Consider the following 26,442-nt stretch of genomic DNA (forward strand, 5'->3'; position numbering starts at 1 on the left):
CGATTTTACAACACTTTTCATCCGCAGGCCCGCGCTAAATCCGCGCTTTCGGGAGTCTGTGCGGACTGCGATGTTTAGGATTGGATTAACGGGTCGGGTAAAGGGCGTGGAGCGCGCCCATGTGGGCCAAGACAAGAGCCCCGGAGCGAGGCAAGGAGAGAGCCCAGGAGCGAGCCCGGAAGCGAGCCAAGGAGAGAGCGACGCCTCGCCTAAGACGCCGCTCTCATAAGGGCCGGCACCGTGCGGCATAACGCGGCGCGATGCAGCTGTAGGACACAGGTGACAGATCGCCGATGTGTCACCCGTGTCATACACAGTGTTCCTCAATGAATTGAGGTGTTTGCGCCTGTAGGACACAGTTGACACTTGTCCAACATAAATTGCGTTTTGTCTTTGGGCGAGACACGAAAGACCGGGTATAAAAGCGGCAGGCAGCATGGCTGCGCCGTACCACGCGGCCTGTCCTGTAGGAAAATAGCCCGCCCGGATCAGGCCGTGCGGATCAGGCCGTGCGGATCACGCTGCGCAGATCAGGCCGCCCCGATCAGGCCCCCCGATCAGGCCCCCCCAATCAGGCAGGTGTGCGTTCCCGCGTCACGATGGCGGTGATTTCATCGAGCAGCGCAAGCCGCGCGCGCTTCAATTCTTCGAGCCGCTCGTCACTGGCGGCCTCTGCCTCCGCCTCGATCCGGTGCACCTCGCGGTTGATGGCGTGATATTCATCGGCCAGCCGCACATAATGCGCCATATCGCGCTTTAACCGCGTGAGCAGATCGCGATCCCGCTTGAAAATTTCGGTGAGTTCGTTGGGTGTATGCTGTGACATGGGGCTTCTCCTCTAGGTGTGTAAGGGAAGCTATGCGCGCGCGGCGGGAGCGTGTCTTTGATATGGGTCAATTAGCCATTTTTTGAGAATTGTCCCCTCTCGCTTGCGAACGGGGCAGAGGACCGGCAAGAAAAAGAAATGCCCGACTGGAAACCCCGCAACACAATGCGCGCTCGTTCGCTGCGAAATCAGGCGACACCGGCTGAACGCGCGCTGTGGCGACATCTTTCTCGGAGCCAGCTCGGTGCGAAATTCAGCCGTCAGATGCCAATCGGCCCATATTATGCCGACTTTATATGCCGCAGCATTAAACTGGTAATCGAGCTTGATGGCCACAGCCACGATGTGCAGCACGCAATGGATTCCGCGCGTGACCGCTGGATGCGAGATCGAGGTTACGCGGTGCTGCGGTTTACAAATGCGGATGTGCAGGAAAACATTGAAGGCGTGCTTCAGGCGATCGAGGCCGAACTGCCAAACCTGCGCGACTAATGCCCTCCTGACTGCGGGAGGGAGGCGAGACTTGGTGACGCAAAGCGGAGCCTAGTCGCAGCAGGGCGGGCGAGGAACAAAGGCCCCGGCAATGTTGCTCCCACCCCCAACCCCTCCCGCAAGCGGGAGGGGAGCTTGGCCGCGCTTTAACATAAGAAACTCACGAGGGATTTGGTGTCGAGCGTGTCATCCCTCCCGCAAGCGGGAGGGACACGAGGCTTGGCGAATGCAATGAGCCTAGCCGCAGTTGGGTGGGCAGGCGATGACAGATGTACAGACTACTTGAGCCTCCTACGCAGATAATTTTTATCCAGCGGCGAGTCATTTAGCTAAAGACAGTAGGCATATACATCGACAACCTGCACCATACAGCTGAAGCAGTAGTGGAACATGTTCGCCGCGAAGGCTTCTGAAAAGGCTCCACTGAGATCCCTCAGCTTTGAGATTGTCGAAGCGTCAATAGAAATGGCGCCCAACCAACAGATTGGTTGAGCACCATTTCCAAACATAGCATTCATCAAATTAGACGATGCGGAAAAGCTACTCCGCCGCTTCGACCTCGCCAAACATATCCGGGCCGTTATCCGTCACTTCGTCTTCGTTGACGGCTTTGGCTTTCTGGCGCTTGTCGAAGCTGGACCAGACGCTGTTCCAATCGCCGGTGGTGGCGCCTTTGGAATATTCGGTGGCGCGCGTTTCGAAGAAGTTGGCGTGCTCCACACCGTTAAGCAGCGGGGTCAGCCATGGCAGCGGGTGGTCTTCGATCATATAGACCGGTTGCAGGCCCAGCTGTTTCAAACGCCAATCGGCGATATAGCGGATGTAGCGTTTGATCTCGGTCGCGGTCATGCCGTTTACCGGGCCCATTTCAAACGCAAGGTCGATAAAGGCATCTTCGAGGCGCACGGTTTTCTGGCAGACATCGATAATGTCTTCCTTCACCGCCTTGGTCAGGCAGTTCCGCTCTTCGCAGAATGTGTGGAACATCTTGATGATGCCTTCGCAGTGCAGCGATTCGTCACGGACGGACCATGATACGATCTGGCCCATGCCCTTCATCTTGTTAAAGCGCGGGAAGTTCATCAGCATCGCGAAAGATGCGAACAGCTGAAGCCCTTCGGTAAAGCCGCCGAACATGGCGAGCGTGCGGGCAATATCCTCGTCGGTGTCGACGCTGAATTGCTGCATGTAATCGTGTTTGTCCTTCATCTCCTCATAATCGAGGAACGCGCTGTATTCGCTTTCGGGCATGCCGATCGTGTCGAGCAGGTGCGAATAGGCGGCGATGTGCACCGTCTCCATATTGGAGAACGCGGTGAGCATCATCTTGATCTCGGTCGGTTTGAAAACACGGCCATATTTGTCGTGATAGCAATCCTGCACTTCGACATCGGCCTGAGTGAAGAAACGGAAGATCTGCGTGAGCAGATTGCGCTCATGCTCGGTGATTTTCTGCGCCCAATCGCGGCAATCTTCGCCGAGCGGCACTTCTTCGGGCATCCAGTGGATTTGCTGCTGGCGTTTCCAGAAGTCGTAAGCCCAAGGGTATTGGAACGGCTTGTAGGTCTTACGGGCTTCGAGCAACGACATGTTGTGTTTCCTTAATTTGGGTTCGGTGACTCATATAGGGAATCAAACTACGAATTCGAAGGCAAGCAGGGATGATTCGGCGGGGATAAACTGTGCTTTTTCTGAGTCGAATGGAGCACAGGGGGCGGTGACTTGCAAACCGCTCAACGAAGTCAGGGGTTTGTGCGTGCGGTGCATCGCCGCAATCGCGAATCCGGTTCGGCTAACGCAACATTAAACTTACCCGAATAAACGCCGGTGATGGGCATAGAAGGTTCTATCGTTCCGGCTGAAAATTGGGCCGGGTATACCGCTGCGGCGGATCGAGGCTCGGATCATCCGTCCGAGCGTCTGGGCGTGCCTGAAGGAATTGACACGCCCGAGATCGACCAGATCGGACAAAGCGGAACGCCGCTGCGCGCGTGGCCGGATACGATCCGCACCCTGTACCTCAAAGAGATGACCGCACGGCTTTACCGGGAACAGCATTTCCTCGCGGTCCTTGGATTTCTGACATGTCTTGCGACCATTGCGCTCGATATGCTGACCAATCCGGCGATGGTGAAAGAGGGCGCAATGCTGCGCGTTCTAGGAATCGGGCCGATATTGCTCACCGGGTTCATCGCAGCAGAGCGGGGCAAGACATGGCTGGTCGCCGCCTGCCTCGCTGCCGGACCCAGCGCGTTTGCGGGCGTGATTGTTCATCTGACATCACATCTTCAGCCGCAATATGCCGCATCGTATCTTACCGCGACCACGCTGGTGGTGGGCATGGCAAACATCGTTATGCCGCTATCCATGCGCGGTCTTATCCTGTTCGACATCGCGTTTATCGGGACGGTTGTTCTCGTTCTTGCCGCCGGTCCGGCGGGCTCCGCCGAAGCGCTCGCGATGAGAGCGGATTATATTGCGCTGCTGTGCGTGGTGGCCGCCGCGACATTGCCGTTGGCGGCGCGATTTGAGCAATTGCGGCAAAAGAACTTTTTGTTGAACCTGCGCAGCCGGATTACGGCGCACCAATTGCGCGGTGCCAATCGCAAATTGCGTGACCTTTCCGAACGAGACCCCCTCACCGGAGCGCTCAATCGGCGCGGTTTTGCGCGGATGTTCAACCAGCAAATTCTCGGGGCGATGGACGAAGACGCACCGCAGGATCAGGGCCGCATTGCGATCATCATGGTCGATATCGATCACTTCAAGCATTTCAATGACACTTATGGCCACGGGGCCGGCGATACGTGCCTGACCATGGTCGCTCAAACGCTGCATGCGATACTTTCTGAAATCGGCGGCGTGGTCGCGCGGCATGGCGGTGAAGAATTTGTCGCCGCCATGCGCGAGCACCATTGCGGCCATGTCGATGCTCTGGCCGAAGAGATCCGCCTGGCCGTCGCATCGTTGATGATACCGGTTGATGTGAAGGGAAGCGCCAAAGGCAGCTCGCTTGTCACGGTCTCTATTGGCGTCGGTGCTGCAAACGCGCTGTCTGGTGCCCGGAGCCCCCGGCACCGCGAAGCGATGCGAGAGGCCTTGATCCAGATGGCCGATTCCGCGCTGTACAGCGCCAAGAATGCAGGCCGGAACCGGACTCAGATCCTTCATCATCCGGGGCCGGAAATCCGGGCAGAATCGGCGTAAAGCGGAATCGGGTTAAACCAGCGCCCGCTTGGTCATTTGCGGGAAGGCAGGCCCATCAATCGCCGCGGCTCCTGGAGCCGAAGAAACTGCCGCCACCCAAAACGGTGATGCCGACAAAAAATCCGAAATCATACCAGCCCCCTGAATTGGGTACGGCATAGACGGCAATATCCGGGTTGAAGAGTGATCCGATCCAGCTCCATGGAAAAATGAACCCGTGCCACAATCCCCACCAGAAGCCGGGCGCCGCAGGCTCTTGTGAGACCGCGACGTCGATCTGGCTGGCGCAGGCTGAAAGCAGCAATGCAAGGCCGATCGCTGTGATAACCCGCATCTTCATAACTGGATCAGCGCGATCGTGAGCCACAGTAACGGCAGAAAAACGATCACCATCATCATATGCAATCGGCCCGCATTGGCGGCATGGCCCGGCCCCGCGCGCACCGCGCGCAGGCCGTTTGCCGCAAAGGCGAGCGCAACGATTGTGCCGATAATGCCAATCCAAAGCGTTGGTGTCATAAGCCCTAAATCTCCCAAATCCCGGCCCGCATCAGGGCGAAGAATGCCCGATACGCAAAAGCCAGACGGTGATTATGCCACAATTGCGGCGCGGGATCGAGAACGGGGTGCCGGATCGGGCCGGATTTAGCAGAAACGCGTTGGTTTCGTCTTTGTCATCGGTTCGAATTCACGCTCGGACAATCCTGCCGATGCCGCCGGTATATGGCTTGATTGGAATTCGCCAAGTTCGGCTTCGGTGATATTTCTGAGGAAAGTGACTCCGATTTCGCCTTTTTCGGCCCATTTCACAGTCCCGTGATGAGGGCCCGTACCGGCAATCTCGATCTGGAGACGCGCACCGATCGTCAGATCGGGCGAGGTTGAGGCAAAACGGCAGCCACCGGCGGAAATTTCTGTGACCAAGACATCGTCTGGCGCACCTGTACCGGTGAAATACCGGCTGGGGAGCTTGATTGATTTTCGAGGCGTCTGGCGTGTTTGCATGGCTGATGCCGGTATACGCCGCACATGCTTAACAGCCCGTAAAGGCTGATCCGCGTCCTTCGGCGTAAGGCCAAAGAAAACCCCCGCAAAGCATAACGCTTTGCGGGGGTTTTATAAAATCCGATGTCAGATCATCACTGACAGCTGAGGCATTCCTCATAATCAGTTTGCTCGGCGGCAAGTTCAAATTTGGCTGCGTCGGCGGTATTATCGGCTTCAACCCCGCCCGCAAAACCGGCGCGCTGGATCGATTTTGAGCGAAGGTAATACAGCGACTTGATGCCTTTTTCCCATGCCTGGAAGTGCAGCATCATCAGATCCCATTTGTCGACATCGGCCGGGATGAACAGGTTCAACGACTGCGCCTGATCGATGTAAGGCGCGCGGTCGGCTGCGAAATCGAGCAGCCAGCGCTGGTCAATTTCAAAGCTGGTCTTGAAGCTCGCTTTTTCCTCTTCCGTCAGGAAGTCGAGATGCTGGACGCTGCCTGCCTTTTCGAGAATCGAATTCCAGACATTGGTCGAGTTCTTCGATTTCTTGTCGAGGATCTTTTCAAGATACGGGTTCTTCACAATGAAGCTGCCCGACAGGGTTTTGTGCGTGTAGATGTTGGCAGGGATCGGCTCGATACAGGCCGACGTACCACCGCAAATGATCGAGATCGATGCGGTCGGCGCGATTGCCATTTTACAGCTGAACCGCTCCATCGCGCCCATATCGGCGGCGTCGGGACAAGGTCCGCGCTCCTGCGCCAGCAACATCGATGCCTCGGATGCTTTCGCCTGAATATGCTTGAACATTTTCAGGTTCAGCGCCTTGGCCATCGCGCTTTCAAAGCCGAGCCCTTTTTGCTGAAGGAAAGAGTGGAAACCCATCACGCCCAGACCAACCGAACGCTCACGCTCGGCGGAATATTTGGCGCGCGCCATCTCATCAGGTGCGCGGTCAATATAATCCTGCAGGACATTGTCGAGCATCCGCATCACGTCTTCGATGAATTGCTTGTCGCCGTTCCACTCGTCCCATTTTTCAAGATTGAGCGACGACAGACAGCAAACTGCGGTGCGATCATTACCAAGGTGGTCGATACCGGTTGGCAGCGTGATTTCGCTGCACAGGTTCGATGTCGAAACCTTCAGACCCAGATCGCGGTGATGCTTTGGCATCATGCGGTTCACCGTGTCATTAAACACGATGTACGGTTCACCTGTGGCAAGCCGGCATTCGACCAATTTCTGGAACAGCGAACGCGCATCGACTGTGCCGCGCACTTCGCCGGTTTTCGGTGATTTCAGTTCAAATTCGTCACCGGCACGGACCGCTTCCATGAAGGCATCGGTAAGCAGCACGCCGTGGTGCAGGTTCAATGCCTTGCGATTGAAATCGCCCGAGGGTTTGCGGATTTCGAGGAATTCCTCGATTTCAGGGTGGCTCACGTCAAGGTAACACGCCGCAGAGCCGCGCCGCAGCGAGCCTTGCGAAATTGCCAGAGTGAGCGAGTCCATAACGCGCACGAACGGGATGATGCCGCTGGTTTTGCCATTAAGGCCGACCGGCTCGCCAATACCGCGGACATTGCCCCAATAGGTGCCAATGCCGCCGCCTTTGGACGCCAGCCACACGTTTTCATTCCAGGTGTTCACAATGCCATCAAGGCTGTCGGAAACCGAATTGAGATAGCAGCTGATCGGAAGCCCGCGCGATGTGCCGCCATTCGACAGAACCGGTGTGGCCGGCATGAACCACAGGTTCGAAATGTAATCATACAGACGCTGGGCGTGTGCCTGATCATCGGCATAGGCATCGGCCACACGCGCAAACAAATCCTGAAAGCTTTCACCGGGCAGCAGATACCGGTCGATCAGCGTTTCTTTGCCGAAATCGGTCAGCTTGGAATCGCGCGCTTCGTCGGTGATGATTTCAAACCGGCGGTCATTGACCTTTTTGCTGTCCATATCGACGGCGGCTTTGCTCGCTTCGCCAATCGCACCCGCCAGCGCCGCGCCCGCTTTTTCAGCGATCAGCTCTTCGCTGCCTTTATCGCCCGTTGTCATGGTCACTGCTTTAGCCTCGGTTCCGGCGTTTGTTTCCGCGCGGGTTTCTGTTTCTGTCACTGTATCGCCTGCGTTCTCATTCGGCACGCCATCGCTCGCTTTGAATTCCATTTCAGCCCCGTCTGTGTCCCCGAATTGTAACGCCGCGCAAGTGCCGATGTTCCAATTCTGTTCTATACCGTTTCATCAACAGTTTTACCACACGATACCCACAAATCGGGCCACAGGCTTAACTGCCAATCATTCCTTTACGCTTCGCAACGCCCCGGCTTTAGCTGTTCAGACAGTGAATCCTCCCCCGTTCGGGCCCATCAGGACTCGGACGAATTCACCAAAGCTTGGGGGTCCAGTGCAAACCGAACCACTAGATGATGAATCAGAGTGGACTCCGCGTCAACGCCTGATTAACCCTAATTCGTACTTTCGATCCGGTGTATTAGTATGCTGCAACGCCGCGACGCGTGGAGAAAGCTGGAGTCGCGCATCGCGCAAGCCCCAAACTGAATCTGTGAAGAAAAAAGTGGTGATTGAATCTTATGAATCAACACTTGAATCTTTTCATGCCGAAACCGCAACAATGTTGCGCGTTTGGCCTGATGACGGATTAACGGGGCCGGGTCAGGCGGGCGATTTCACGCTGCCGACATGGTCGATGATTTCCTTGGTCACCCGGTCAATCAGTTCGAGCGGAATATCGTGACCCCAGCCCGATATCGTGACCAATTTGGCGTCGGGAATATGCGCGGCAGTGTCCTGACCGCCCTCCAGCTTGACCAGCGGATCATCCTCACCGTGCAGCACCAAAGTGGGCGTTGTGACAGTTTTCAACCGTTCACGGCGGTCACCATCGTCAATGATCGCAGCAAGCTGACGCGGCAGACCGGGAGGATAGACGCTGCGGCGAATCGCTTTCAGCACCTTTTCCTTGCGGCGTTCCGGATCGGCGGGGAAGCCGGGGCTGCCGATGCTTTGCTGAACATTGATGCCGTGCGCCAGCAGGTCTTCCTCTTCCATGGAGGTAAGCGGCGCAATCAGCGCTTCCATCGCCTGTTTATCAGCCTGCGGAATTTTCGGGTTGCCGGTGGTCGACATGATCGAGGTGAGCGAAAGCAGTTTGTCCGCGTGGTTGATGCCTAGCAATTGCACGATCATCCCGCCCATCGAAGCGCCCACAACATGCGCGCGCTCAATCTCAAGCGCATCAAGCAGGCCCGCCGCATCCGCCGCCATATCTGCGAGTGTATACGGCACCTTGGCAGGGAAGCCGATCATCTTGCGCAGCACCTGCATTTTAAGTCCGGGAGCCTTCGCGCCTTCCATCTTCTGGCTTAATCCGATGTCACGATTGTCGAACCGGATTACGCGGTACCCTTCGCCCACCAGCGCTTCGACAAATTCATCGGGCCACAAAACCATCTGCGCGCCCAGCCCCATCACCAGCAGGATCGGTTCGTGATCAGAGCTCCCGTGGTCTTCGTAGAACAGCTCGATACCGGTGTTAGGCGTGGTGATGGTGGGCATGGCTAGGAAAGACTTTCTGTTGATAGGTTTCGTTTGAGGACGAGTTTGCCGCATTGGCGCGCCCGCCGCAAGCAATCCCGTTCAGCGCCTGAATTCGCTGGCCTATTCACCGCCAGACCGGTCCGCCGATTTCAAAGCCGCGCGTCTCGAGACTGTCCAGCACGCCTTGCGGCTCGGCCAGCACCCTCAGCGGTACAACCGCAACCGTCGTCCCGTCCGCCGCCGCAGCGCCTTCGATCATGTCGATCCACGCGCCGCGGATATCCTCGCCAAGTTCGGGATCGGCCCATGGCCAGCACGTGCCCAACGCGATTTCCAGCGGGTTTTCCATCACCGCAGGGATATCGAATTTGCGCCAGTCATCGCCGCGTTTTGCGATGATATCTGGCCCTGTTTCCGTCGCGGTCATCGCCGCTTCGAGACAGGGAATGTGCGAGGCAGGCGGAGCATCGGCGAGATTGTCGAGCAGGTCCTCGCCGCGAAACCGCTCCGGGCGCTGGATCGGGACATCGGCCTTGTCGGCGGCCTTGCGCACAATATCGGTCGCATCATCATCCAGCGTATCGTCATCGAAATCGAGCCTGCGCGCGAGCAGGTCGAACGCCGTCATCAGGAAACTGCCGCGATCATAATCTTTGTCATATTCCGCTTCGAGCGCCGCCAACCGCGCGCGCTGATCCAGATCGAGATAATCGGCAGCGACGCTTTTATCGGGCAATTTGGTAAAACTGCCCCCGCGAAAGATCAGGCGGAAAATATCACCCGGCGAAATCTTTGGCCGCGATCGGATAATCACGCGGTCTGCCTCGCCGGTGGCTTCTTTCAGTCGGTCGGGCTGCCACGGCGTGCTTTGCGGAACAGCGCGAATCTCACCGACCAGAATGACCGTGCCGGTCTCGGTATAGATCGTCCACATTGGCGCACCGGATCGCTGGGCCGTCACGACAATCTGATTGGGCGCAGGTTCGGGGCCGCCGGACTGCGCGGCAAGCGGGCTTGCGACGAGCGCAGCCAAAGTGAGCAATTGGCCTATCGAGGCCTTCGCGGAAAAGCGGGAAGTTTTCATAGCGATGACAGTAAACCCATCCGCCTTTCTCTGGAATGTATCAAAATCCCTTTGCGACCGCGCATATGCCCGCCGACTAATACCTTTGCATTAGCACACCTGCTGGATGGGGGACCGATCAACCTGCCGGTACTCTGCATCGCAAGACAGTGATCGAAGCAGGAGAAATCGCCATGAGCAAGCCAACGCAGCTCGACTGCCCAAGCGCCCCGTATCAGCATCCTGACGCAAAGCTGTTTGGCGTTGTGCGCGAAGAGGATGGCGACACCCGCGTCGCCTATCTTGAAAAAGATGCGCAGCTCCCGAGCGATTCCAATCCCGAGGATCTTGGCGTCGATCCGGGACATGCTCTGCGTTTTTCCGCGCCCTGCGCCAACAATGGCTGCGGCCAATGGCGCGATGGCGGCTGCGGGCTGGGCAAGGCGATTATCGAACAGCTTAAGCCGGTCGTTGACGTGGCACCGGCCTGCACATTGCGCGCCACCTGCCGCTGGTTCGCCGAAAATGGCACGGCGAGCTGTCTGCGCTGCCCGCAGATCACAACGCGCCGCCGCAAAAGCGAAGCAGCCTTGCCCGAGCCGCGCGGCCCGGTTGGCCCCGTCGGCCCCGTCGGCCCCGTTGGCCCGAACCTGCCGAATAGAATTCCGTCACCCGCCCATAACCCGGACGGTGGGGCTACGGTTCACGCATGAATGTCCGGGTCATAGCTAGGAGAACACCATGAATAGCAAAAAGAAAGCCAGCCGGATCGGTTCAGATGCCCTTCTGACCGGGATCGCAGCCGCTTCGGCAGAAGCGCAAACCCGCATCGCGAAACTTGACGGCAGCGATGTCGATCAAGTGTCGGGCGCAGGCATCATCGACGACATCATCGATATCGATGTGACCATGGGCATGTACCCGGAACCCGATCCCGATCCCAACAATCCGTTTGAGAACGTGATCAAATCCATCGGCCTCTGAATCGCGCTGACGGATAATATGGCTGCGGCGCCTATGGCGCTGCAGCCACTGTTTTATGTGCCCAGTTTATGTGCCCAGATCACGGAACCAGCACCGTATCGCGCGCTACCTCATCCGTTTTCGGATAATCCAGCGTGTAATGCAGACCGCGGCTCTCATGACGGGCCAGCGCGCTTTTGACGATCAATTCGGCTGATTGCAGCAAATTGCGCAATTCAATAAGGTCGGTCGTCACACGGAATGATCCGTAATAATCCTCAACCTCGCGTTTCAGCAGCTCGATCCGGTTGGCCGCGCGCTCCATCCGTTTGGTCGTGCGCACGATGCCGACATAGTTCCACATGAAGCGGCGGATTTCCGTCCAATTCTGCTTGATGACGACTTCCTCGTCAGAATCTGCCACGCGGCTTTCATCCCACGGCAAAATTGCAGGCGGTGCCTCCAGCGTGTCCCAGCGGGCAAGAATATCGTCCGCCGCCGCTTCGCCAAACACAAAACATTCCAGCAGGCTGTTTGACGCCAGCCGGTTTGCCCCGTGCAGCCCGCTTTCGGTGACTTCACCCGCCGCCCAAAGCCCCGGCAGATCGGTGCGCGCCTGAAGATCGACGACCACACCTCCGCAGGTGTAATGCTGCGCAGGTACAACCGGGATCGGGCCGGTGGTCATATCAATTCCAAGCCCGGTCAGCTTCTCGTGGATTGTTGGGAAATGTTCTTTCACGAATTCGGGCGGTTGGTGGCTGATATCCAGATGCACGTAATCCAGGCCAAAGCGTTTGATCTGGTCATCGATCGCACGCGCCACGACATCGCGAGGAGCCAGCTCCATGCGTTCGGGATCATAATCCGCCATGAAACGGTGACCGGTTTCGGGATGGAGCAGATGCCCGCCTTCGCCGCGAACGGCCTCTGTGATGAGGAAGTTTTTGACTTCGAGATTGTAGAGGCAGGTCGGGTGGAACTGCATCATTTCCATATTGGAAACGCGCGCTCCGGCCCGCCACGCCATCGCGATGCCATCTCCGGTCGCGCCGCGTGGAGCGGTTGAAAACAGATAACAGCGGCCCGCACCGCCAGCTGCCAGAATGGTTGCGCGGGCAATGTACCGCTCTACCCGCCCGCTTTCCTCGTTAAGCGCGTAAACGCCCCAGACGCGGCCTGCAGCGGAAAATTTCTCGCCGTGCCTGTCGGTGATGAAATCGATACATGTGCGGCCCGGCGCAAGCGTGATGTTGGGCGACGCCTCTGCAGCTTTGACCAACGCCGATTGCACCGCCCAGCCCGTGGCGTCATCCACGTGGACGATCCGGCGGTGGGAATGTCCGCCTTCGCGGGTCAGATGCAGCGCGTTTTCATCGCGGTTAAAGGGCACGCCCAATTCGCACAGGCGGTCAATTGCCTTTGGCGCGCCTTCGATGACGAATTCGACAGTTTCTATATCGTTCAAGCCCGCGCCAGCGACCATCGTATCGCGGATGTGATCCTCAAACGTGTCACCTGCATCCAGCACCGCCGCGATGCCGCCTTGCGCCCAAGCGGTTGATCCACCGGTCAGCGATCCTTTTGCCAGAACCAGCACACGCTTGGTCTCGGCCAGTTCCAGCGCTGCGGTCAAACCGGCAGCGCCCGATCCGATCACAATTACATCATAGTCGTTCGTCAATGTGCTCATGGGCAAACGCCATGGCGCGCAATCCAATTCAGAGCAAGTCGGAGCAAGAATTGCGGCCATATCGAACCGGTCATGTATGCGCTCGATCAATTCGGCGTGGGCAAATGTAAAATCCGCTTGCGCCGCGGGGCAGTACTGCTACTTGGACTACGAGGTCGCACTTAATTTGCACGGTAAGAATACCGGCTTTTCGCAGTCGCGTAAAACATTGGACCTCTCCCATGTCTCTGATTTCACTCGCCACTTGCCTGACGGGCAACCACAAACCGCTTCGCCGCGACGTTCAATGGAACGGCGACAACTATGTCGGTGAATGTCGGCATTGCGGAACAGCCATCAAACGCACGGCACACCGCAAATGGCGCTCGGTAAAGAAGTGACCAGGCTGGCATAGCAGCCAACTTGAAAGCGGCGCGAAGGTAGGCCAAGATTTAGCGATGGCCAAACCCGACACAAGCACCGCTCGTCAGAAGCTGATTTCGCGGCTGACAGGATATTGGCGCATCGAAGCGGCCAATGCGCTGCTCGTCCCTGTCTTCATGGTATTGGTCGCTGATGGGCGCATTGGCGTTGGATCCATCGCTGCGATCCTGCCGATGATGGCTTTGTTGATAATTGGTGCGGCCTATTGGCGCGCCAAACTGCACCAGATCGAACACGGAACCTCACCAGACAAAACGGTGAAATGGATCGCCGCGCTGGATTTCCCGATGGCCATCGCGAGCGCTGTGGCAATCGCGGTATGCATATCCCTCTGGAGCATTGATGGATTGGCTGTGGGCACGGCAGATCGCTGGGTAGCGACAGCAGCTGCGGTTTTGGCGGCGCTCGAATACATCAATTATTACCACCGGCAATTGCAGCATTTTGATCACTGGGCCGATTGGAAACGTCTGATTGCTGGCGGGGGCTTTCGCAAAAGCCAGCTGCGGCAGGATATTGACCGGCTAAAGATTACAGCGCGTAGCAGTCCAGATCAAAAGCCACGCTGACCGGGCCGGAATAGGCCCTGCCAATGGCCTCGAGGCTCGCCGTTATCGGGTTCAAAGACCGCTCCATATTGTGAGACAGCACCAAACGCCCTGGCTCAAGCGCGCCAGCGAGCGCACCGATTTGCTCCGGCGTCCGGTGCAGTCCGCGTGGCTGTCCATCGTCACCGTTGATCACATGATGCGCGATCAGGATCGCGGGTTTGCTGCCGGTCAAATCGTTCAGAAAACGCTCGCTCTGCGCACTTTGATCTCCGGTGATGACGATCGATTTCCCCGCGACGTCAATCACATAACCCAGCGCGGGCACAACGCCGTGATGGACCGGATGCGCCATCACAGAAAAATCATTCGAAACATCAAGCCCCGCAGGTGCGCCGGTGCCTTGCGCGGTTGTGATTTCCTGCACGGCCAATGCCGGTTTGTTTTCGGTGCCGTCGGTGTACCCGCCATTATATGCGAACGCGCCTGCGTCTTTACCGAGCAATCGGGTGATGAACGTTTCCATACCGGGAAAGCGCGGCGCCGCGTCCGGGCCGGCCACAAACAGAGGTTTGCTGCGCCCTTCGAACCCGCCAGAATTCAAAATCCCTGCCAAGTCGCCAGCGTGGTCGGCGTGCAGGTGGGTCAGCACAATCGCATCCAATGTCGCCAATTTCCCGCCAGCCTGGGCATAACGCAGGAAACTGCCTGCGCCCGCATCGATCAACAGCCGCGGCTCGCCATCGATCCATAGCAGATAGGATGTGCCGGCCCGATCCGCTTCGGCAATGGGACCGCCGCTGCCAAGCACCTGAAGCGCGGCGCCTGTGCCCGGACAACCGGCAGGCTGTTCGGCACGTGGTGGACTGGTTATGCCGGGTGGAACGGCAGACGGGTCTGCTGCATCAGACGATCCGCACGCCGCAAGAACCGCCGCCGCGCACACTGCATAAGCAAAGCGCGCCGCAGCCCGCATCAGGCAGTCGTTCCGGTCAGCTGTACGAACACATCCTCCAGATCCGCCTCGCGCGTGGTGACATCTTCCACTGTCAGCCCTTGTTCCTGAAGGATCGCGAGCACCTGACCCGCGTTGAGGCGGTCTTTATCATATGTAACCTCGACACCGCGCTCCCCTGCAAGTTCGACCTTGCTAAAGGCTTCATGCGAAGGTGCCTCGGCCAGATCATCCGCAAGCGTAACCGCGACAATTTTCTCGCGCGCCATATTGATCAGTTCACGCGTGGGTTTGTGCGCGATCAGTTCGCCGTGATTGATGATCGCAATCTCATCACACAATTCCTCTGCTTCCTCGAGGTAATGCGTAGTCAAAACCACTGTTACGCCTTCGCGGTTCATCTGAGTGACGAGTTCCCACAATTGCCGGCGCAATTCGACATCAACGCCCGCGGTCGGCTCATCCAGAACCAGGATCGGCGGGGAATGAACCATGGCTTTGGCCACGAGCAAACGGCGTTTCATCCCGCCTGAAAGGGTCCGCGCGTAGGCATCGCGTTTATCGGCGAGACGAACAGCCTCCAGCAATTCCTCGCTGCGGCGATCCTTGCCGGGAATTCCATAGAATCCGCCCTGATTTTCAAGCACCTCGTAAGGGGTGAAGAAAGGGTCGAACACGATTTCTTGCGGTACGATCCCGATTGCGCGGCTCGCATTGCGGCGCTGCTGATCGATATCGAAACCCCAGATGTTCGCTGATCCGCCAGTCTTGTTCACAAGGCCCGCAAGGATATTGATCAATGTCGATTTGCCCGCACCATTGGGGCCGAGCAGACCGAAAATCGAACCTTCGGGTACATCAAAGCTCACCCCGTTCAGCGCGAGTTTGCCTTCGGCGTCCTCACCCTTTGCGCCTTTGGGCGCGGCATAACGTTTGACGAGATTCTCGATACGGATAGCAGGAGGCTTGGTCATAGGATCGGACATAGGATGGGACATAGGCTCAGCTCTAGGTGACGGACGCATGGCGGGCAAGCCGGTGCAGCACTCAAACGCGATTGAGATTGAATTCAGCCGCCAGCGCGATTAACCGTCATCACGCTATGAACATCCCACCACCTGAAACACTCCTGGTTGAAACAAAACGCGTCAGCTGTGACGGAGCGAGCGGCATTCGTGCAGGCGAGAATTATCGCCCGGCCGCGCTCGGTCATCCGCGAATCTATCTGGAGATTGACGAACACGGTTATGTCGATTGCGGATATTGCGACCGGCGTTTTGTCCTGAAAGACGGCCCGGCTGACGGCGTGGATCAGGCCAGCCTGCCCGATATCTCAGAAGGCGCGGATCCCGGTCATCGGTAAACCAGTCGCAGCCTCCCTCTCGGCGCTGGCGCTTTGGATACCGGCGCAAGTGGACGCAGCCAATCGGGACTGCGCAGCGATTGCTGCACTCACTGAAGAATCAGACGCAAAATTGAACAAGCTGGCAATCGCGATGAACCGCGATGATCGGCTTGATCTTACCTATGATGGCAAACCCGGCCTGCTGAGGAACGCCACCGAATGCGGCATGTTTTCGCAATCAGGCGATTTTGAGCTCGTATGCCAATGGGATTTCGGCAACGATCCGGGCGCCGCAAGCGCGCTTTTTTCAGCCTATCGAATCCGCATTGCAAAATGTCTGGCGGTCCCGTTTCTCAAACAGGAAAGTGGCAGTGATGACGAAACCGCCGCGCCCGAACGCTACCGGGCTGATATCGAGCACCCTGACAATTCAGAGACAACCATCAAATTTGCGCTGCGCGAAACCAATTACGGCGAAACGCCGCGTTTTGTGGTACACTTTGACGTGTCCCGCTCTGACTAGGTCCGCCTTGGGCAGAACAGGCCTGCTCATGGTTGGTTCATAGAATGATATGCAGTATCGTGGGCGATACACCACAGGAGATTTCCGATGTCCGCCAAACGCTTTGCCATGATTATGACCGGTGCCGCTGCTTTCGCCATGGCCGCGAGCCAGCCGGCCTTTGCCGATGATCAGAATGAAGAGATCGAATCCTCTGCCGAGATGACCAAAGGCGAAAAAGAGCTCGCAAAGCTTTTGGAAGGGCGCGTTGCAGGTGAGCCAAAATCCTGCATCCGCACCCGTCTGAACGATCAATTCCGGGTGATCGATGAAACCGCCTTTGTCTATGGCAGGGGCAAAACCATCTATGTTCAGCGGACTGCCCATCCCGAACGGATCGATAGCTTCGATGTCGTGATTTCGCGCCGGTTCAACGCTTCGCAGGTTTGCAAACAGGATATTATCGAGACAGCGGACCGCGCGATCGGTTTTCCAACCGGCAATGTCTTCTTGGTCGACTTTGTGCCTTACACCCGCGTCGATGATGCCAAAGACGCAGGCTGATCGCCGCCGCTAAACCATCGCCCGGCGTGCCGCGATTTCACTCGCCCGCATATGGGGTGAGATGGGCGCGATATCCGCGATACGCGGCAGTTCATCAGAAGCGTATTCAAAAATGCGCAAACCGATAGGCTCAATGCAATCGGTGCGTCTGGTTTGCCGCAGCGCGGCGACGGCATACCGATAGTCATCGATCGCGCGCGCGGCCAACGGATCACCGGGCATCAACACACCTTCTGACAAACGCTCGTCAATTCGGGCATCGCGCTTATGCGGAAACTCAGCCGCCTGCAGCGAAAGTTCATGCAATGTCGGCGTCTGGACGAATGGTTTTGAAGGCACACTCGCAGTCTGATCCGATGTGTTCGTTGCGGCCACGATCGGTGCTGCCGGATCGCGGGTTCGCCGGCTTGGGATGGGCGGGGCTGAAAAAACCATTGGCTGCGCCGCACTGCCTCGGCCTGTGCCACGGGCCGCGATCTTTCCGACCCGCCAGCCTTCATAAAGCCGGCCGAGTGCCCAACCCAAAATGCATGGCAAGATGCACAGCAGCAGCCACAGGTCGGGCGTCATTTGATTTCCCATTCATCGTCATTTCCCGGCCCATGCGCTGCGCGCAGACCGTCTATCCAAAGCTAGTGACCCCGCATTCGCACGGCCCGACTAACGCGGGATTGAGCGAACATGCTTTGAATAGCGGGAATGGGTAGCCGCCTGATCGCCGGAGCCTTAGGGAAAAACCCCTACCCGAGTGCGCGTGCAGGCTAGGATGGCTGGCTCACCCGCTACGCTGCGTTCATCGCGTTCATCCGCGCAAGAATCGCATCGGCATCTTTCATGATACCGTCGATCAAATCCTTACAGGTCGGGATGTCATTGATAAGACCGGCAACCATGCCGCAGCTCCACGCGCCCTTGTCCATTTCGCCTTCCATCATGATCGACGGATAAACACCGGCGACCTCTGGCAGGATGTCTTGAATGGTGATGGCATCGCCCAGCTCTTTTTCCTTTTCGAGCAGGCGTTCGACCGCATCGTTGGCCAAAACACGTTCGGTATTGCGCAGCGGGCGCATCACCAGACGGGTGTCCAATTCAGAGGCTGCGACGATGGCCTTTTTAACATTCTCGTGGACCGGCGCTTCTTGGGTGGCAATAAACCGGGTGCCCATATTCATACCCTGCGCGCCCATCGCCAAACTGGCGACAAGACTGCGACCGTCAGCCATTCCGCCGCTGGATACGAACGGTATTTCCAGCTCGTCCGCTGCGCGGGGGAGAAGGATAAAGTTCGGGATATCATCTTCGCCCGGATGCCCGCCGCACTCAAACCCATCAACGCTTACCGCATCGCAGCCGATATCCTGCGCTTTCAAGGAATGGCGCACGCTGGTGCATTTGTGGATCACCTTGATCCCGGCGTCTTTCAGCGGCGGCAGCAGGTCAACCGGGTTACGGCCTGCGGTTTCAACCACGCTCACCCCGCCTTCGATCACGGCCTTGACCAATCCGGGATAATCGGGCGGCGTAAGCGTTGGCAGAATGGTCAGATTCACACCGAAAGGCTTGTCCGTCATATCCTTGCAACGGGCGATTTCATTAGCGAGCTTTTCCGGCGTGCCTTGCGTAAGGCCGGTGATAATGCCCAGTCCGCCCGCATTGGAAACCGCAGCAGCCATCTCGGCAAATCCGACATAGTGCATGCCGCCCTGAATGATTGGATGCTGAATGCCGAACATTTCGGTGATTGCGGTTTTCATTATACTGGATCCTCTTCCCGGCTGATTATTGCAGCAGAATTCGCGCATGAACCGTGCACTTGCAAGCCCGGATTTTGGATCGCGCCGCGCCGTAGCGTCAAAACCTGCGCAGCCGCGGTCCGATGATCGTCAGCACAATTCCGCCCAGGATCAGCGCGCCGCCCGCAGCCAGCCGCCACCCGAGCGGCTCTGACAGCAACAGCACCCCGCCCAGCGCGGCGACCGCAGGCGTAGCCAGTTGAACGCTGGCCACCGTGGCCAGCCCCAGACGCGGGGCGACTTTATACCACACGACATAGCCCAGCCCGGAAGTGACGGCGCCTGCGATTCCCGCAAGCATCATCCCGTAAGCGCTCGGCGCGGAATTATCGAACCACAACATCGGCAGCATCAGCGGCGCGGCAAGCATAAAACTGCGCGCTGTGCGCCCTGCCGGATCGCCCCCACTGCGGCCGATAATCGTATATGCACCCCACGCAATGCCGGCGATGCCCATCAACACCGATGCACCCCATGGCGAAGGCACGGCATCATTCCCGCCCACCGCCAACAGGACTGCCAGCCCGGCCATTGCGGCGATCAGCCCGGCGGCACCCATCGCGCCCAATCGCTCCCCTTGGAAAATGCCCACCCCGATAATGGTCGCCTGCACACAAGCGAACAGGATCAACGCGCCCATCCCCGCCCCCAGCGTCAGATAGGCCAGCGAAAATCCGGCGACATAAACCGCAAGCGCAATCGCACCGGGCACATCGCTGATGCTTGGCCGTTTTCCGATCAGGGGAAGCAGGATCACAGCGCCCGCAATCAGCCTGATCGCGGAAAAGGCACCTGCCTCAATCGCGCCATCAGCCAATGCAGCGCGCGCCAGCAAGGAATTGCCGGCAAAAGCGAGGATTGCGATTCCGGCAAGAACAAAGGTGGCGGCGGCGCTGCGCAAAACGGATTCTCCAAGGGCTGTGCAGGCGGGTTCGCTGTCATCGCGCCCCGCGTTACTGTTTAACCGCGTTACTGCTTTACCGCATCACGGCGTTACCGCGTTTGCGGCGCCACTGCACCATTATCCATCGGTCCGGTCTCGCACAGATCGCTGACCACACAGATTTCACATTTTGGCACGCGTGACCGGCACACGCGCTTGCCAAATTGGATCAACCAGAAATGTCCGTCTGCCATCGCCCATTGGGGGCTGCGTTCTTCCAGCTGCTGCGCGGTCTTTTCCGCTGTCTTGGCCCCGGTCAATCCGATCCGGTTGCAGACCCGGTGAACATGGGTGTCAACCGCGATCACATCTTTGCCGAAGGTAAAGCTCATCACGATATCCGCGCATTTGCGGCCGATACCCGGCAGGCTCATCAATCCTTCGCGCGTATCGGGAACCACGCCGCCGCGCTCCTCGATCAAAGCGGTGCAGAATTTGCGGATGTTTTTCGTCTTGTTGTTGTAAAGCCCGCATGGCTTGATCGCCTGCGCGATGACAGCATCGTCCAGTTTGAGCATAGCTTCGGGCGTCTTGGCGAGCTTGAACAAAGCCTTGGTCGCCGCCGCTGTATTGCGATCCAGCGATTGCGCAGACAGCATACAGGAAATGCAGGATCGAAACGCGTCGGGCTGACCCTTTGGCCCTTTGGCGTTCTTCGTGCGGCCCGGCATTGCTTTGGACAGCCGCTTGTAAACGATTTCAGTCTCGGTTTCGGTGAGCATAATCGTCCAGCGATTGGCCTACAGGCTGGTTCCCGTCTCGCAATCGGCGCGGGCGGGACATCCCTCGCATTGCGGCGCGCGTGGCCGGCAATATGTCTGGCCCAGTTTTTTGAGCAGCAGATGATGTTCATCCATGTCTGCCGCGCTCCATTCCTCCGGCACGATTGGCATCAGCGCATCATAGGTTTTCGCGGTATCGGCTTTTGGCGGAACCACACCCATGCGCTGCATGATCCGGCGGTGATGGCCATCAATCACCATTGCTTTGCGATTGAACGTGCTGGCATTCATCACCCCGGCCGCGTTTTTGCGCGCCACACCGGGAAGCGTTTCGAGCCATGCAATCGCGTGTTCCAGATTGAGGTTGGAAAGATGCCGCAGATCAACACTGCCGCGTTCGGCGATGATGGTTTCGAGGCAATCCTTTAGCCGGCGGGCCGCGACGCTTGGGAATGTCTGACCCTGCAACCGCGCCTCAAGCTCTTCGACTGGAACATCCGCAACCGCGCGCCAGCTTCCGAATTCAGCAAGCAGCGCTTCAGTCGATGCGTTGGAAGCCGCCGTTTTCGTCTGCGCGCCGATCACGCCGTGAACCAGCACCCATTCCGGGGCGCGGCGTTTTTCATCAGGGCGCACAATCCGTCCGAACGCCGCGATCATCGCGGCCTGCAATCGCCGCAATATATCTGTGCGTTTATCCGGTCCAAGATTGAGCTGCATAGTGCGCCGCCCTTCCCGCAAATTCAGCCAATGCGCAAGGCAGCCAGATCCGTTTCAGCGCGGATTAAAGGGTGCAATTGCGCACATCGAGAAACCGTCTGCGCGGGGTCGGCGCCATAATGCCGAGAAAGGCGGATAGGCAGAGAATGAGAATTGCGTCCGCGCTGCGTTACGTGCGCGGCGTCAATCGATCACTCCCATTCAATCGTGCCCGGCGGTTTGCTGGTGTAATCGTAAACGACGCGGTTAATGCCTTGCACTTCGTTGACGATGCGGGTCGCGCAGCCAGTAAGGAAACCCGCGTCAAACGGGTAAACATCAGCCGTCATGCCATCGGTGCTGGTCACAGCCCGCAGGCCGCAAACACTGTCATATGTGCGATGATCACCCATCACCCCCACGGTTTTGACCGGAAGGAGAACGGCAAAGGCCTGCCAGATCGCGTCATACAATCCGGCGTTGCGGATTTCTTCGAGATAGATCGCATCGGCTTTACGCAGGATATCGCAGCGTTCCTTGGTTACTTCACCGGGAATACGGATTGCGAGGCCGGGGCCGGGGAACGGGTGCCGCCCAACAAATTGTTCATCCAGGCCAAGCTCCCGGCCAAGAACGCGAACTTCGTCTTTGAACAGTTCACGCAGCGGTTCGACCAGCTTCATGTTCATGCGTTCCGGCAGACCGCCGACATTGTGGTGGCTTTTGATAGTGACGCTCGGCCCGCCGGTGAAACTGACGCTTTCGATGACGTCGGGATAGAGGGTGCCCTGAGCGAGGAAATCTGCTCCGCCAAGCTTGTTGGCCTCTTCCTCGAATACCGCGATGAATTCTCCGCCGATGAATTTACGCTTTTTCTCTGGGTCGCTGACCCCGTCGAGGCCCGCCATAAAGCGCTCTTCGGCATCCACCACGACGAGAGGAATATTGTAATGATCGCGAAACAGGCTTTCGACTTGCTCGCGTTCGTTGAGGCGCAGCAATCCGTGATCGACGAATACGCAGGTAAGCTGATCGCCGATCGCTTCGTGGATCAGGATCGCGGCTACCGAACTATCGACGCCGCCTGATAGACCGCAGATAACCCGTCCATCGCCGACTTGTTCGCGAATTTCGGCGATTTTGGTGTCGCGATAAGCGGCCATGGTCCAGTCACCGGCAAGCCCGCAAACCTTGTGGACGAAATTGGCGAGCAGTTTCCCGCCATCGGGCGTATGCACCACTTCCGGGTGGAATTGCGTGCCGTAATACCGGCGCTTTTCATCAGCGATCACCGCAAAAGGTGCGCCATCCGATGTGGCAACGATTTCAAAACCGGGCGCAAACTGGGTGACCTTGTCCCCGTGGCTCATCCAGACTTGATGACGCTCACCCTCGGCCCATAGCCCGTCGAACAGCGCGCAATTTTTGGTCACAGTCAGGAATGCACGACCGAACTCGCCGCCATCGCCTGTTTCATGGCCGGGCCGCACTTCGCCGCCCAATTGCTGGCTCATCACCTGTTGGCCATAACAAATGCCCAGAATCGGCAAGCCGCTATCAAACAGGATTTGCGGCGCGCGCGGGCTTCCTTCGTCGGGCACGCTGGCGGGCGATCCTGAAAGGATAATGCCTTTGGGTTTCATCCGGTGAAATGCCTCTTCAGCCAGACTGAAGGGGGCTATTTCGGAATAAACCCCTGCCTCGCGCACGCGGCGCGCAATCAACTGGGTTACCTGACTGCCGAAATCGACAATGAGGATCGAATCTGGGAGATGTTGTGCGTCCATCGGGCCGAATTACGGAGCGCGTCTGCGTGTGTCCAGCGCGGTCTGACCGGAAGGCTTTGCCTGTCGATAAGATTGGGGCCTCTCGGCATTGCTTGGCCAATAGAGCCGATGGCCAGAGGACTGGCAGCCTAGGAAGCAAATGCGCCGTAACGTCAGCAGATAATGTTGCAAAAAACGCAATAAAACTGCACATTTTCTCATTTGAGTTTCATGCAATCGAACATCAAATGACCGGGCACAGCAGATGTTGAGGCACCCTCTCCCCGCCGCAACCTGTTGTTATGCGCAGTGCAAAACGAAACCTGTTTTGCCCTGCCAGTCTGCTTGTTACCGGCAAGCGGCCTGCCATGTGAGACTTTCGGCAAAGGTGCCCCCCAGCCCCGAGCCGACTTCCCCCTCTTCACATGGTATGTTCAGCGTCCCCGCGCTGCGGCCAATTGCCTGCTAGCTTGTCATGTTGGATCTTTTGCGCGTTTCACGCCCAACCGGTCCGATCAGATAGAAGCGCGGTATACATTAGTAGCGAGCGAGACGCGGCCACCATTCTCTCCCCCCCAACTCCGGTGGCTGCGTCTCCATCCGCTTGCGGCTCTGGTCATCGGCCATCGCCAAATCCGATTACAGTGCGCAATAATATTTATTCTCTAAGGGGTAACATTATTGCGCCGCACTTCGTATTTATAACCAGAAGCCAGACCCCCGTGGCTTCGGGCGGCCCGCGAACGGCCGCGCAACAGGAGTACTGCAAAATGAATGCATTGTTTGGAAAGATGATCGCCATCGTCATCTCTCTCGGCATCAGCGCCGTTTCGTTTAACACGCTGATTGTCTGATAGAATATCCCCTCGTCTCAAATACCGAATGCGGCTTTCGCGATCCCCCTGCGAAAGCCGCATTTTTCAAGCCCGGCCTTCAGCCTTTTCAGCGCTCGCCCTGCAATTTTTTCGCTTGCGCGCGCAGATCGGTTTTAAGCAGCTTTCCGATATGGCTCCGTGGCATTTCCTCGATCGGATAAAGCGCGGATAAACGCTGTGTTTTGCCAAGCCGCGCGTTTACCGCGCCGCAGATTTCCTCGCAGCTTCGTCCGTTTTCTTTCACCACTGCAAACCCGACAGGGGTTTCGCCCCATTGCCGTGATGCGATGCCCACCACAGCGGCTTCGATCACATCGTCTTCTTGCGCAAGCTCGGCTTCGAGATCGCTTGGATAGATATTAAATCCGCCCGATATGATCATGTCCTTGGCCCGTCCGACAAGCTCGACAAAACCATCCTCATCAACGCGGCCAATATCGCCCATCCGCATCCACTGTTCGCCGGTTTCGGGGTCGCTCCACTGCGCTTCGGCGGTTTTGTCGGGCCGGTTTTTGTAGCCGGTCATCATGGTCATGGACCGCCCGATCAAATTGCCCGGCGTACCGGCCGCTACCGGTTTGTCTTCATCATCCAGAACTTTAAGCTCGCTACCAGGTGCAGGCCGGCCGACAGTGTGCAGCTTGTCCGGGAATTCGTGGCACGCGAGCAAGCATACGACGCCGCCCTCTGTCATCGAGTAAATCTCGATCAATCCGCCCGGCATCCGGTCCAACACTTCACGTTTTAACTCGGCCGAAAACGGCGCAGAGGTGCAATATTTCAGCGCCAGCGATGACAGATCGAAATCGTCAAAGCCGGGGTAATCCATCAGACGCTGATATTGGACCGGAACCAGCATGGTGATGGTGGTTTTGTCAGCCTGGGCATTTTCCAGCCACTTCGCGCAATCGAATTTGCCCATGATGCGCACCGTGCCGCCCGCCATTAACGGAGGCAGGAACGCAACCATGGTGGTGTTGGAATAAAGCGGCGTTGAAGCAAGCGAGCGCACCGGCAAGCCAGCGGCCAGATAGGACAGCGCGGTGGTGCCAAATTGCCGCCAGCGCATTTGGTGGGAATGGACAATACCCTTGGGAATACCGGTGGTGCCGCTTGAATAGATGATGTTGAACGGATCGCTGGGTTCGGGCTTGAAATCCGGCGCTGTGCTGCCCGGCGGGGCCATCCACCCTGCAATGTCCTCCAAAGGAACACGGATCAGATCGGCCATGAAATCCGGGCCCAGTTCTTCGGCCTTGGCGGCATCAATGAACAGGTGCCGCGCGCCTGAATCTTTCGCCATGCCGCCGAGCTGTTCCGCCGACGCGCTCGTCGTCAGCGGTGCCGCCACGCCGCCAGCACGCACCGCCGCCAGAAACACCAGCGCATAATTGACGCTCGAATATCCGAGAATGGCGACAGATTGCCCGCGCCGCAGGCCGGTTTCGATCAATCTCGCAGCCAGCCGCTCAACCTCTCCGATCAATTCTGCCCATGCGACATCGCGCGTCTCGTCCACCAGAGCAATCGCATCGGGCCGGGCCTGCGCCCAGTTGCGCAAAATTTCCGGGAAAGAGCCGAATGGCTGATCGAGTTTATCCTGCATGGTGCGGCTGATCCTTGCGGCTTGTGTCTGACAGCCTTTGACCTAAAACTGATCGGCAGAATTGAACAGGGGGGATTCCGTGATGGACAAATGGGCAATCGCGAAAACAGCCTTGGTCGCCGGCGCATTGTTGGCCTGCGCGCCGGCATCGGGCCATCCCGCTGGTGTGCCGCGAACAGTGCTGGCGATTGTGGCGCATCCCGATGATGAATTGTTCATGGCCCCGGCTTTGGCCAGCGAGGCACGGCAGGGCGCGCGCGTCATTATAGTTTACGCGACCAGCGGCGATGCCGGGCCCGGCGTCAGCGGAATGGAAAAAGGCAAGGCGCTGGCCCAAATGCGGCTTAAGGAAGCATATTGCTCGGCTCAGGCACTTGGCGCGCTGCCTGTTTTCCTGCAATTTGGCGATGGTGAGCTCGCGGTGGCTGCGGGATCGGAAGACAGCACGGCGGCCAAATTGACCAAGGCGTTGCGCGAGCAGATCATTGATCGCCGCCCCGATGCCATCCTGACTTGGGGCCCAGACGGTGGATATGGCCATCCCGATCACCGCATGGTCAGCGCGCTGACGACCCAGATCGTACAATCGATAGATGCAAGCACCAGACCGCCGCTGTTGTATTCAGCCATCGCCGCAGGGCGCATCACCGCCGCGCCGGAAATCGGTCCGTGGGCCGAAACCGCGCCTGATCTCCTGACCGTAAATTACAGCTATACAGATGATGATCTGGCCCGATCTGTCGCCGCTGCACAGTGCCACAAAACCCAATTTGATGACGCTTCGCGGGCAGGGATTATGCCGCTGTTCGATCAGGCAATCTGGAAAGGAAAGATCAGCTTTCGCAGCGCGTTTTAGAGCGCAGGGCCGCGCACTTCCCCAGTCGGTGGAAAA

The 26,442-nt window shown here is 57.9% G+C and carries 27 protein-coding genes; 9 read left to right on the forward strand and 18 right to left on the reverse strand.

Going from position 1 to position 26,442, the window contains the following annotated elements:
- Positions 1-571: 571 nt before the first annotated feature.
- Positions 572-826 (reverse strand): YdcH family protein, encoded by a 255-nt coding sequence (locus FGU71_RS04210; RefSeq protein WP_142787396.1) that lies wholly within the window; start codon positions 824-826, stop codon positions 572-574.
- Positions 827-964: 138 nt separating this feature from the next.
- On the opposite strand from FGU71_RS04210, the gene FGU71_RS04215 reads away from it, so the two are divergent.
- A complete protein-coding gene (locus FGU71_RS04215) occupies positions 965-1,318 on the forward strand; it encodes an endonuclease domain-containing protein (RefSeq protein WP_142787397.1) in 354 nt (117 codons plus the stop codon).
- A gap of 540 nt (positions 1,319-1,858) precedes the next feature.
- Here FGU71_RS04215 and FGU71_RS04220 read toward each other — a convergent pair.
- Entirely contained in the window at positions 1,859-2,908 is a 1,050-nt protein-coding gene (locus FGU71_RS04220) for a ribonucleotide-diphosphate reductase subunit beta (protein WP_142787398.1), read from the reverse strand.
- A 240-nt stretch (positions 2,909-3,148) separates the two neighbouring features.
- Between FGU71_RS04220 and FGU71_RS04225 the strand changes: the two genes are divergently transcribed.
- Positions 3,149-4,525 (forward strand): GGDEF domain-containing protein, encoded by a 1,377-nt coding sequence (locus FGU71_RS04225; protein ID WP_142787399.1) that lies wholly within the window; start codon positions 3,149-3,151, stop codon positions 4,523-4,525.
- 55 nt (positions 4,526-4,580) lie between these two features.
- On the opposite strand, the gene FGU71_RS04230 is transcribed toward FGU71_RS04225, so the two are convergent.
- The 6 genes from FGU71_RS04230 to FGU71_RS04255 form a co-directional block, all read right to left on the reverse strand.
- Entirely contained in the window at positions 4,581-4,892 is a 312-nt protein-coding gene (locus FGU71_RS04230; protein WP_325053164.1) for a hypothetical protein, read from the reverse strand.
- Positions 4,862-5,044 carry a hypothetical protein gene (locus tag FGU71_RS04235; RefSeq protein ID WP_142787401.1) on the reverse strand — a complete coding sequence of 61 codons (183 nt, stop codon included), beginning with the start codon at positions 5,042-5,044 and terminating at the stop codon, positions 4,862-4,864. The genes FGU71_RS04230 and FGU71_RS04235 overlap by 31 nt, the downstream gene beginning before the upstream one ends.
- Positions 5,045-5,170: 126 nt before the next feature.
- A complete protein-coding gene (locus FGU71_RS04240; protein ID WP_142787402.1) occupies positions 5,171-5,530 on the reverse strand; it encodes a PilZ domain-containing protein in 360 nt (119 codons plus the stop codon).
- Positions 5,531-5,664: 134 nt separating this feature from the next.
- Positions 5,665-7,695, reverse strand: a complete 2,031-nt coding sequence (locus tag FGU71_RS04245; protein ID WP_142787403.1) for a ribonucleoside-diphosphate reductase subunit alpha — start codon at positions 7,693-7,695, stop codon at positions 5,665-5,667.
- Between the two features lie 507 nt (positions 7,696-8,202).
- Entirely contained in the window at positions 8,203-9,105 is a 903-nt protein-coding gene (locus tag FGU71_RS04250; RefSeq protein WP_142787404.1) for an alpha/beta fold hydrolase, read from the reverse strand.
- 106 nt (positions 9,106-9,211) lie between these two features.
- Positions 9,212-10,171 (reverse strand): TraB/GumN family protein, encoded by a 960-nt coding sequence (locus tag FGU71_RS04255; RefSeq protein ID WP_234035634.1) that lies wholly within the window; start codon positions 10,169-10,171, stop codon positions 9,212-9,214.
- Between the two features lie 173 nt (positions 10,172-10,344).
- Between FGU71_RS04255 and FGU71_RS04260 the strand changes: the two genes are divergently transcribed.
- Positions 10,345-10,863, forward strand: coding sequence for a hypothetical protein (locus FGU71_RS04260; protein WP_142787405.1), 519 nt, complete (start codon positions 10,345-10,347; stop codon positions 10,861-10,863).
- Between the two features lie 28 nt (positions 10,864-10,891).
- Entirely contained in the window at positions 10,892-11,134 is a 243-nt protein-coding gene (locus tag FGU71_RS04265; RefSeq protein WP_142787406.1) for a hypothetical protein, read from the forward strand.
- Positions 11,135-11,213: 79 nt separating this feature from the next.
- Here FGU71_RS04265 and nadB read toward each other — a convergent pair whose 3' ends face one another.
- Positions 11,214-12,806, reverse strand: a complete 1,593-nt coding sequence (gene nadB / locus FGU71_RS04270) for an L-aspartate oxidase (protein ID WP_142787407.1) — start codon at positions 12,804-12,806, stop codon at positions 11,214-11,216.
- 437 nt (positions 12,807-13,243) lie between these two features.
- On the opposite strand from nadB, the gene FGU71_RS04275 reads away from it, so the two are divergent.
- Positions 13,244-13,798 carry a hypothetical protein gene (locus FGU71_RS04275; protein ID WP_142787408.1) on the forward strand — a complete coding sequence of 185 codons (555 nt, stop codon included), beginning with the start codon at positions 13,244-13,246 and terminating at the stop codon, positions 13,796-13,798.
- On the opposite strand, the gene FGU71_RS04280 is transcribed toward FGU71_RS04275, so the two are convergent.
- Positions 13,761-14,753: an MBL fold metallo-hydrolase gene (locus FGU71_RS04280; RefSeq protein WP_142787409.1), complete on the reverse strand. Its 993-nt coding sequence runs from the start codon at positions 14,751-14,753 to the stop codon at positions 13,761-13,763. The two genes, FGU71_RS04275 and FGU71_RS04280, sit on opposite strands and share 38 nt — an antisense overlap.
- Positions 14,753-15,706 carry an ABC transporter ATP-binding protein gene (locus tag FGU71_RS04285; protein WP_142788976.1) on the reverse strand — a complete coding sequence of 318 codons (954 nt, stop codon included), beginning with the start codon at positions 15,704-15,706 and terminating at the stop codon, positions 14,753-14,755. The genes FGU71_RS04280 and FGU71_RS04285 overlap by 1 nt, the downstream gene beginning before the upstream one ends.
- A 128-nt stretch (positions 15,707-15,834) precedes the next feature.
- On the opposite strand from FGU71_RS04285, the gene FGU71_RS04290 reads away from it, so the two are divergent.
- The 3 genes from FGU71_RS04290 (at position 15,835) to FGU71_RS04300 (ending at position 17,143) form a co-directional block, all read left to right on the forward strand.
- Complete coding sequence (locus tag FGU71_RS04290; protein WP_142787410.1) at positions 15,835-16,095, forward strand: zinc-finger domain-containing protein; 261 nt, start codon at positions 15,835-15,837, stop codon at positions 16,093-16,095.
- Positions 16,096-16,144: 49 nt separating this feature from the next.
- Positions 16,145-16,600, forward strand: a complete 456-nt coding sequence (locus FGU71_RS04295) for a hypothetical protein (protein ID WP_142787411.1) — start codon at positions 16,145-16,147, stop codon at positions 16,598-16,600.
- A gap of 87 nt (positions 16,601-16,687) precedes the next feature.
- Positions 16,688-17,143 carry a hypothetical protein gene (locus FGU71_RS04300; protein WP_142787412.1) on the forward strand — a complete coding sequence of 152 codons (456 nt, stop codon included), beginning with the start codon at positions 16,688-16,690 and terminating at the stop codon, positions 17,141-17,143.
- A 9-nt stretch (positions 17,144-17,152) separates the two neighbouring features.
- Here FGU71_RS04300 and FGU71_RS04305 read toward each other — a convergent pair whose 3' ends face one another.
- From FGU71_RS04305 to FGU71_RS04335, 7 genes are all read right to left on the reverse strand, one after another.
- Positions 17,153-17,725 carry a hypothetical protein gene (locus FGU71_RS04305; RefSeq protein ID WP_142787413.1) on the reverse strand — a complete coding sequence of 191 codons (573 nt, stop codon included), beginning with the start codon at positions 17,723-17,725 and terminating at the stop codon, positions 17,153-17,155.
- A gap of 200 nt (positions 17,726-17,925) precedes the next feature.
- The gene (locus FGU71_RS04310; protein ID WP_142787414.1) at positions 17,926-18,900 is read right to left on the reverse strand and encodes an NAD(P)H-dependent flavin oxidoreductase; all 975 of its coding nucleotides are present in this window, start codon (positions 18,898-18,900) and stop codon (positions 17,926-17,928) included.
- 97 nt (positions 18,901-18,997) lie between these two features.
- The gene (locus tag FGU71_RS04315) at positions 18,998-19,840 is read right to left on the reverse strand and encodes a DMT family transporter (protein WP_142787415.1); all 843 of its coding nucleotides are present in this window, start codon (positions 19,838-19,840) and stop codon (positions 18,998-19,000) included.
- A gap of 92 nt (positions 19,841-19,932) precedes the next feature.
- Positions 19,933-20,604 carry an endonuclease III domain-containing protein gene (locus FGU71_RS04320; protein WP_142787416.1) on the reverse strand — a complete coding sequence of 224 codons (672 nt, stop codon included), beginning with the start codon at positions 20,602-20,604 and terminating at the stop codon, positions 19,933-19,935.
- An 18-nt stretch (positions 20,605-20,622) separates the two neighbouring features.
- Positions 20,623-21,324, reverse strand: a complete 702-nt coding sequence (locus tag FGU71_RS04325) for an endonuclease III domain-containing protein (RefSeq protein WP_142787417.1) — start codon at positions 21,322-21,324, stop codon at positions 20,623-20,625.
- A 191-nt stretch (positions 21,325-21,515) separates the two neighbouring features.
- Complete coding sequence (gene guaA / locus FGU71_RS04330) at positions 21,516-23,090, reverse strand: glutamine-hydrolyzing GMP synthase (RefSeq protein WP_142787418.1); 1,575 nt, start codon at positions 23,088-23,090, stop codon at positions 21,516-21,518.
- A 921-nt stretch (positions 23,091-24,011) separates the two neighbouring features.
- A complete protein-coding gene (locus FGU71_RS04335; protein ID WP_142787419.1) occupies positions 24,012-25,550 on the reverse strand; it encodes a class I adenylate-forming enzyme family protein in 1,539 nt (512 codons plus the stop codon).
- An 82-nt stretch (positions 25,551-25,632) separates the two neighbouring features.
- Between FGU71_RS04335 and FGU71_RS04340 the strand changes: the two genes are divergently transcribed.
- Positions 25,633-26,406, forward strand: coding sequence for a PIG-L family deacetylase (locus FGU71_RS04340; RefSeq protein WP_142787420.1), 774 nt, complete (start codon positions 25,633-25,635; stop codon positions 26,404-26,406).
- Positions 26,407-26,442: the final 36 nt, after the last annotated feature.

The sequence above is a fragment of the Erythrobacter insulae genome, from assembly GCF_007004095.1.
Taxonomy (GTDB): Bacteria; Pseudomonadota; Alphaproteobacteria; order Sphingomonadales; family Sphingomonadaceae; genus Erythrobacter; species Erythrobacter insulae.

Coding starts and splice junctions, on each gene's coding strand:
- FGU71_RS04210 (WP_142787396.1), bottom strand. CDS start 826: ATGTCACAGCATACACCCAACGAACTCACCGAAATTTTCAAGCGGGAT.
- FGU71_RS04215 (WP_142787397.1), top strand. CDS start 965: ATGCCCGACTGGAAACCCCGCAACACAATGCGCGCTCGTTCGCTGCGA.
- FGU71_RS04220 (WP_142787398.1), bottom strand. CDS start 2,908: ATGTCGTTGCTCGAAGCCCGTAAGACCTACAAGCCGTTCCAATACCCT.
- FGU71_RS04225 (WP_142787399.1), top strand. CDS start 3,149: ATGGGCATAGAAGGTTCTATCGTTCCGGCTGAAAATTGGGCCGGGTAT.
- FGU71_RS04235 (WP_142787401.1), bottom strand. CDS start 5,044: ATGACACCAACGCTTTGGATTGGCATTATCGGCACAATCGTTGCGCTC.
- FGU71_RS04240 (WP_142787402.1), bottom strand. CDS start 5,530: ATGCAAACACGCCAGACGCCTCGAAAATCAATCAAGCTCCCCAGCCGG.
- FGU71_RS04245 (WP_142787403.1), bottom strand. CDS start 7,695: ATGGAATTCAAAGCGAGCGATGGCGTGCCGAATGAGAACGCAGGCGAT.
- FGU71_RS04250 (WP_142787404.1), bottom strand. CDS start 9,105: ATGCCCACCATCACCACGCCTAACACCGGTATCGAGCTGTTCTACGAA.
- FGU71_RS04255 (WP_234035634.1), bottom strand. CDS start 10,171: ATGAAAACTTCCCGCTTTTCCGCGAAGGCCTCGATAGGCCAATTGCTC.
- FGU71_RS04260 (WP_142787405.1), top strand. CDS start 10,345: ATGAGCAAGCCAACGCAGCTCGACTGCCCAAGCGCCCCGTATCAGCAT.
- FGU71_RS04265 (WP_142787406.1), top strand. CDS start 10,892: ATGAATAGCAAAAAGAAAGCCAGCCGGATCGGTTCAGATGCCCTTCTG.
- nadB (WP_142787407.1), bottom strand. CDS start 12,806: ATGAGCACATTGACGAACGACTATGATGTAATTGTGATCGGATCGGGC.
- FGU71_RS04275 (WP_142787408.1), top strand. CDS start 13,244: ATGGCCAAACCCGACACAAGCACCGCTCGTCAGAAGCTGATTTCGCGG.
- FGU71_RS04280 (WP_142787409.1), bottom strand. CDS start 14,753: ATGCGGGCTGCGGCGCGCTTTGCTTATGCAGTGTGCGCGGCGGCGGTT.
- FGU71_RS04285 (WP_142788976.1), bottom strand. CDS start 15,706: ATGACCAAGCCTCCTGCTATCCGTATCGAGAATCTCGTCAAACGTTAT.
- FGU71_RS04290 (WP_142787410.1), top strand. CDS start 15,835: ATGAACATCCCACCACCTGAAACACTCCTGGTTGAAACAAAACGCGTC.
- FGU71_RS04300 (WP_142787412.1), top strand. CDS start 16,688: ATGTCCGCCAAACGCTTTGCCATGATTATGACCGGTGCCGCTGCTTTC.
- FGU71_RS04305 (WP_142787413.1), bottom strand. CDS start 17,725: ATGGGAAATCAAATGACGCCCGACCTGTGGCTGCTGCTGTGCATCTTG.
- FGU71_RS04310 (WP_142787414.1), bottom strand. CDS start 18,900: ATGAAAACCGCAATCACCGAAATGTTCGGCATTCAGCATCCAATCATT.
- FGU71_RS04320 (WP_142787416.1), bottom strand. CDS start 20,604: ATGCTCACCGAAACCGAGACTGAAATCGTTTACAAGCGGCTGTCCAAA.
- FGU71_RS04325 (WP_142787417.1), bottom strand. CDS start 21,324: ATGCAGCTCAATCTTGGACCGGATAAACGCACAGATATATTGCGGCGA.
- guaA (WP_142787418.1), bottom strand. CDS start 23,090: ATGGACGCACAACATCTCCCAGATTCGATCCTCATTGTCGATTTCGGC.
- FGU71_RS04335 (WP_142787419.1), bottom strand. CDS start 25,550: ATGCAGGATAAACTCGATCAGCCATTCGGCTCTTTCCCGGAAATTTTG.
- FGU71_RS04340 (WP_142787420.1), top strand. CDS start 25,633: ATGGACAAATGGGCAATCGCGAAAACAGCCTTGGTCGCCGGCGCATTG.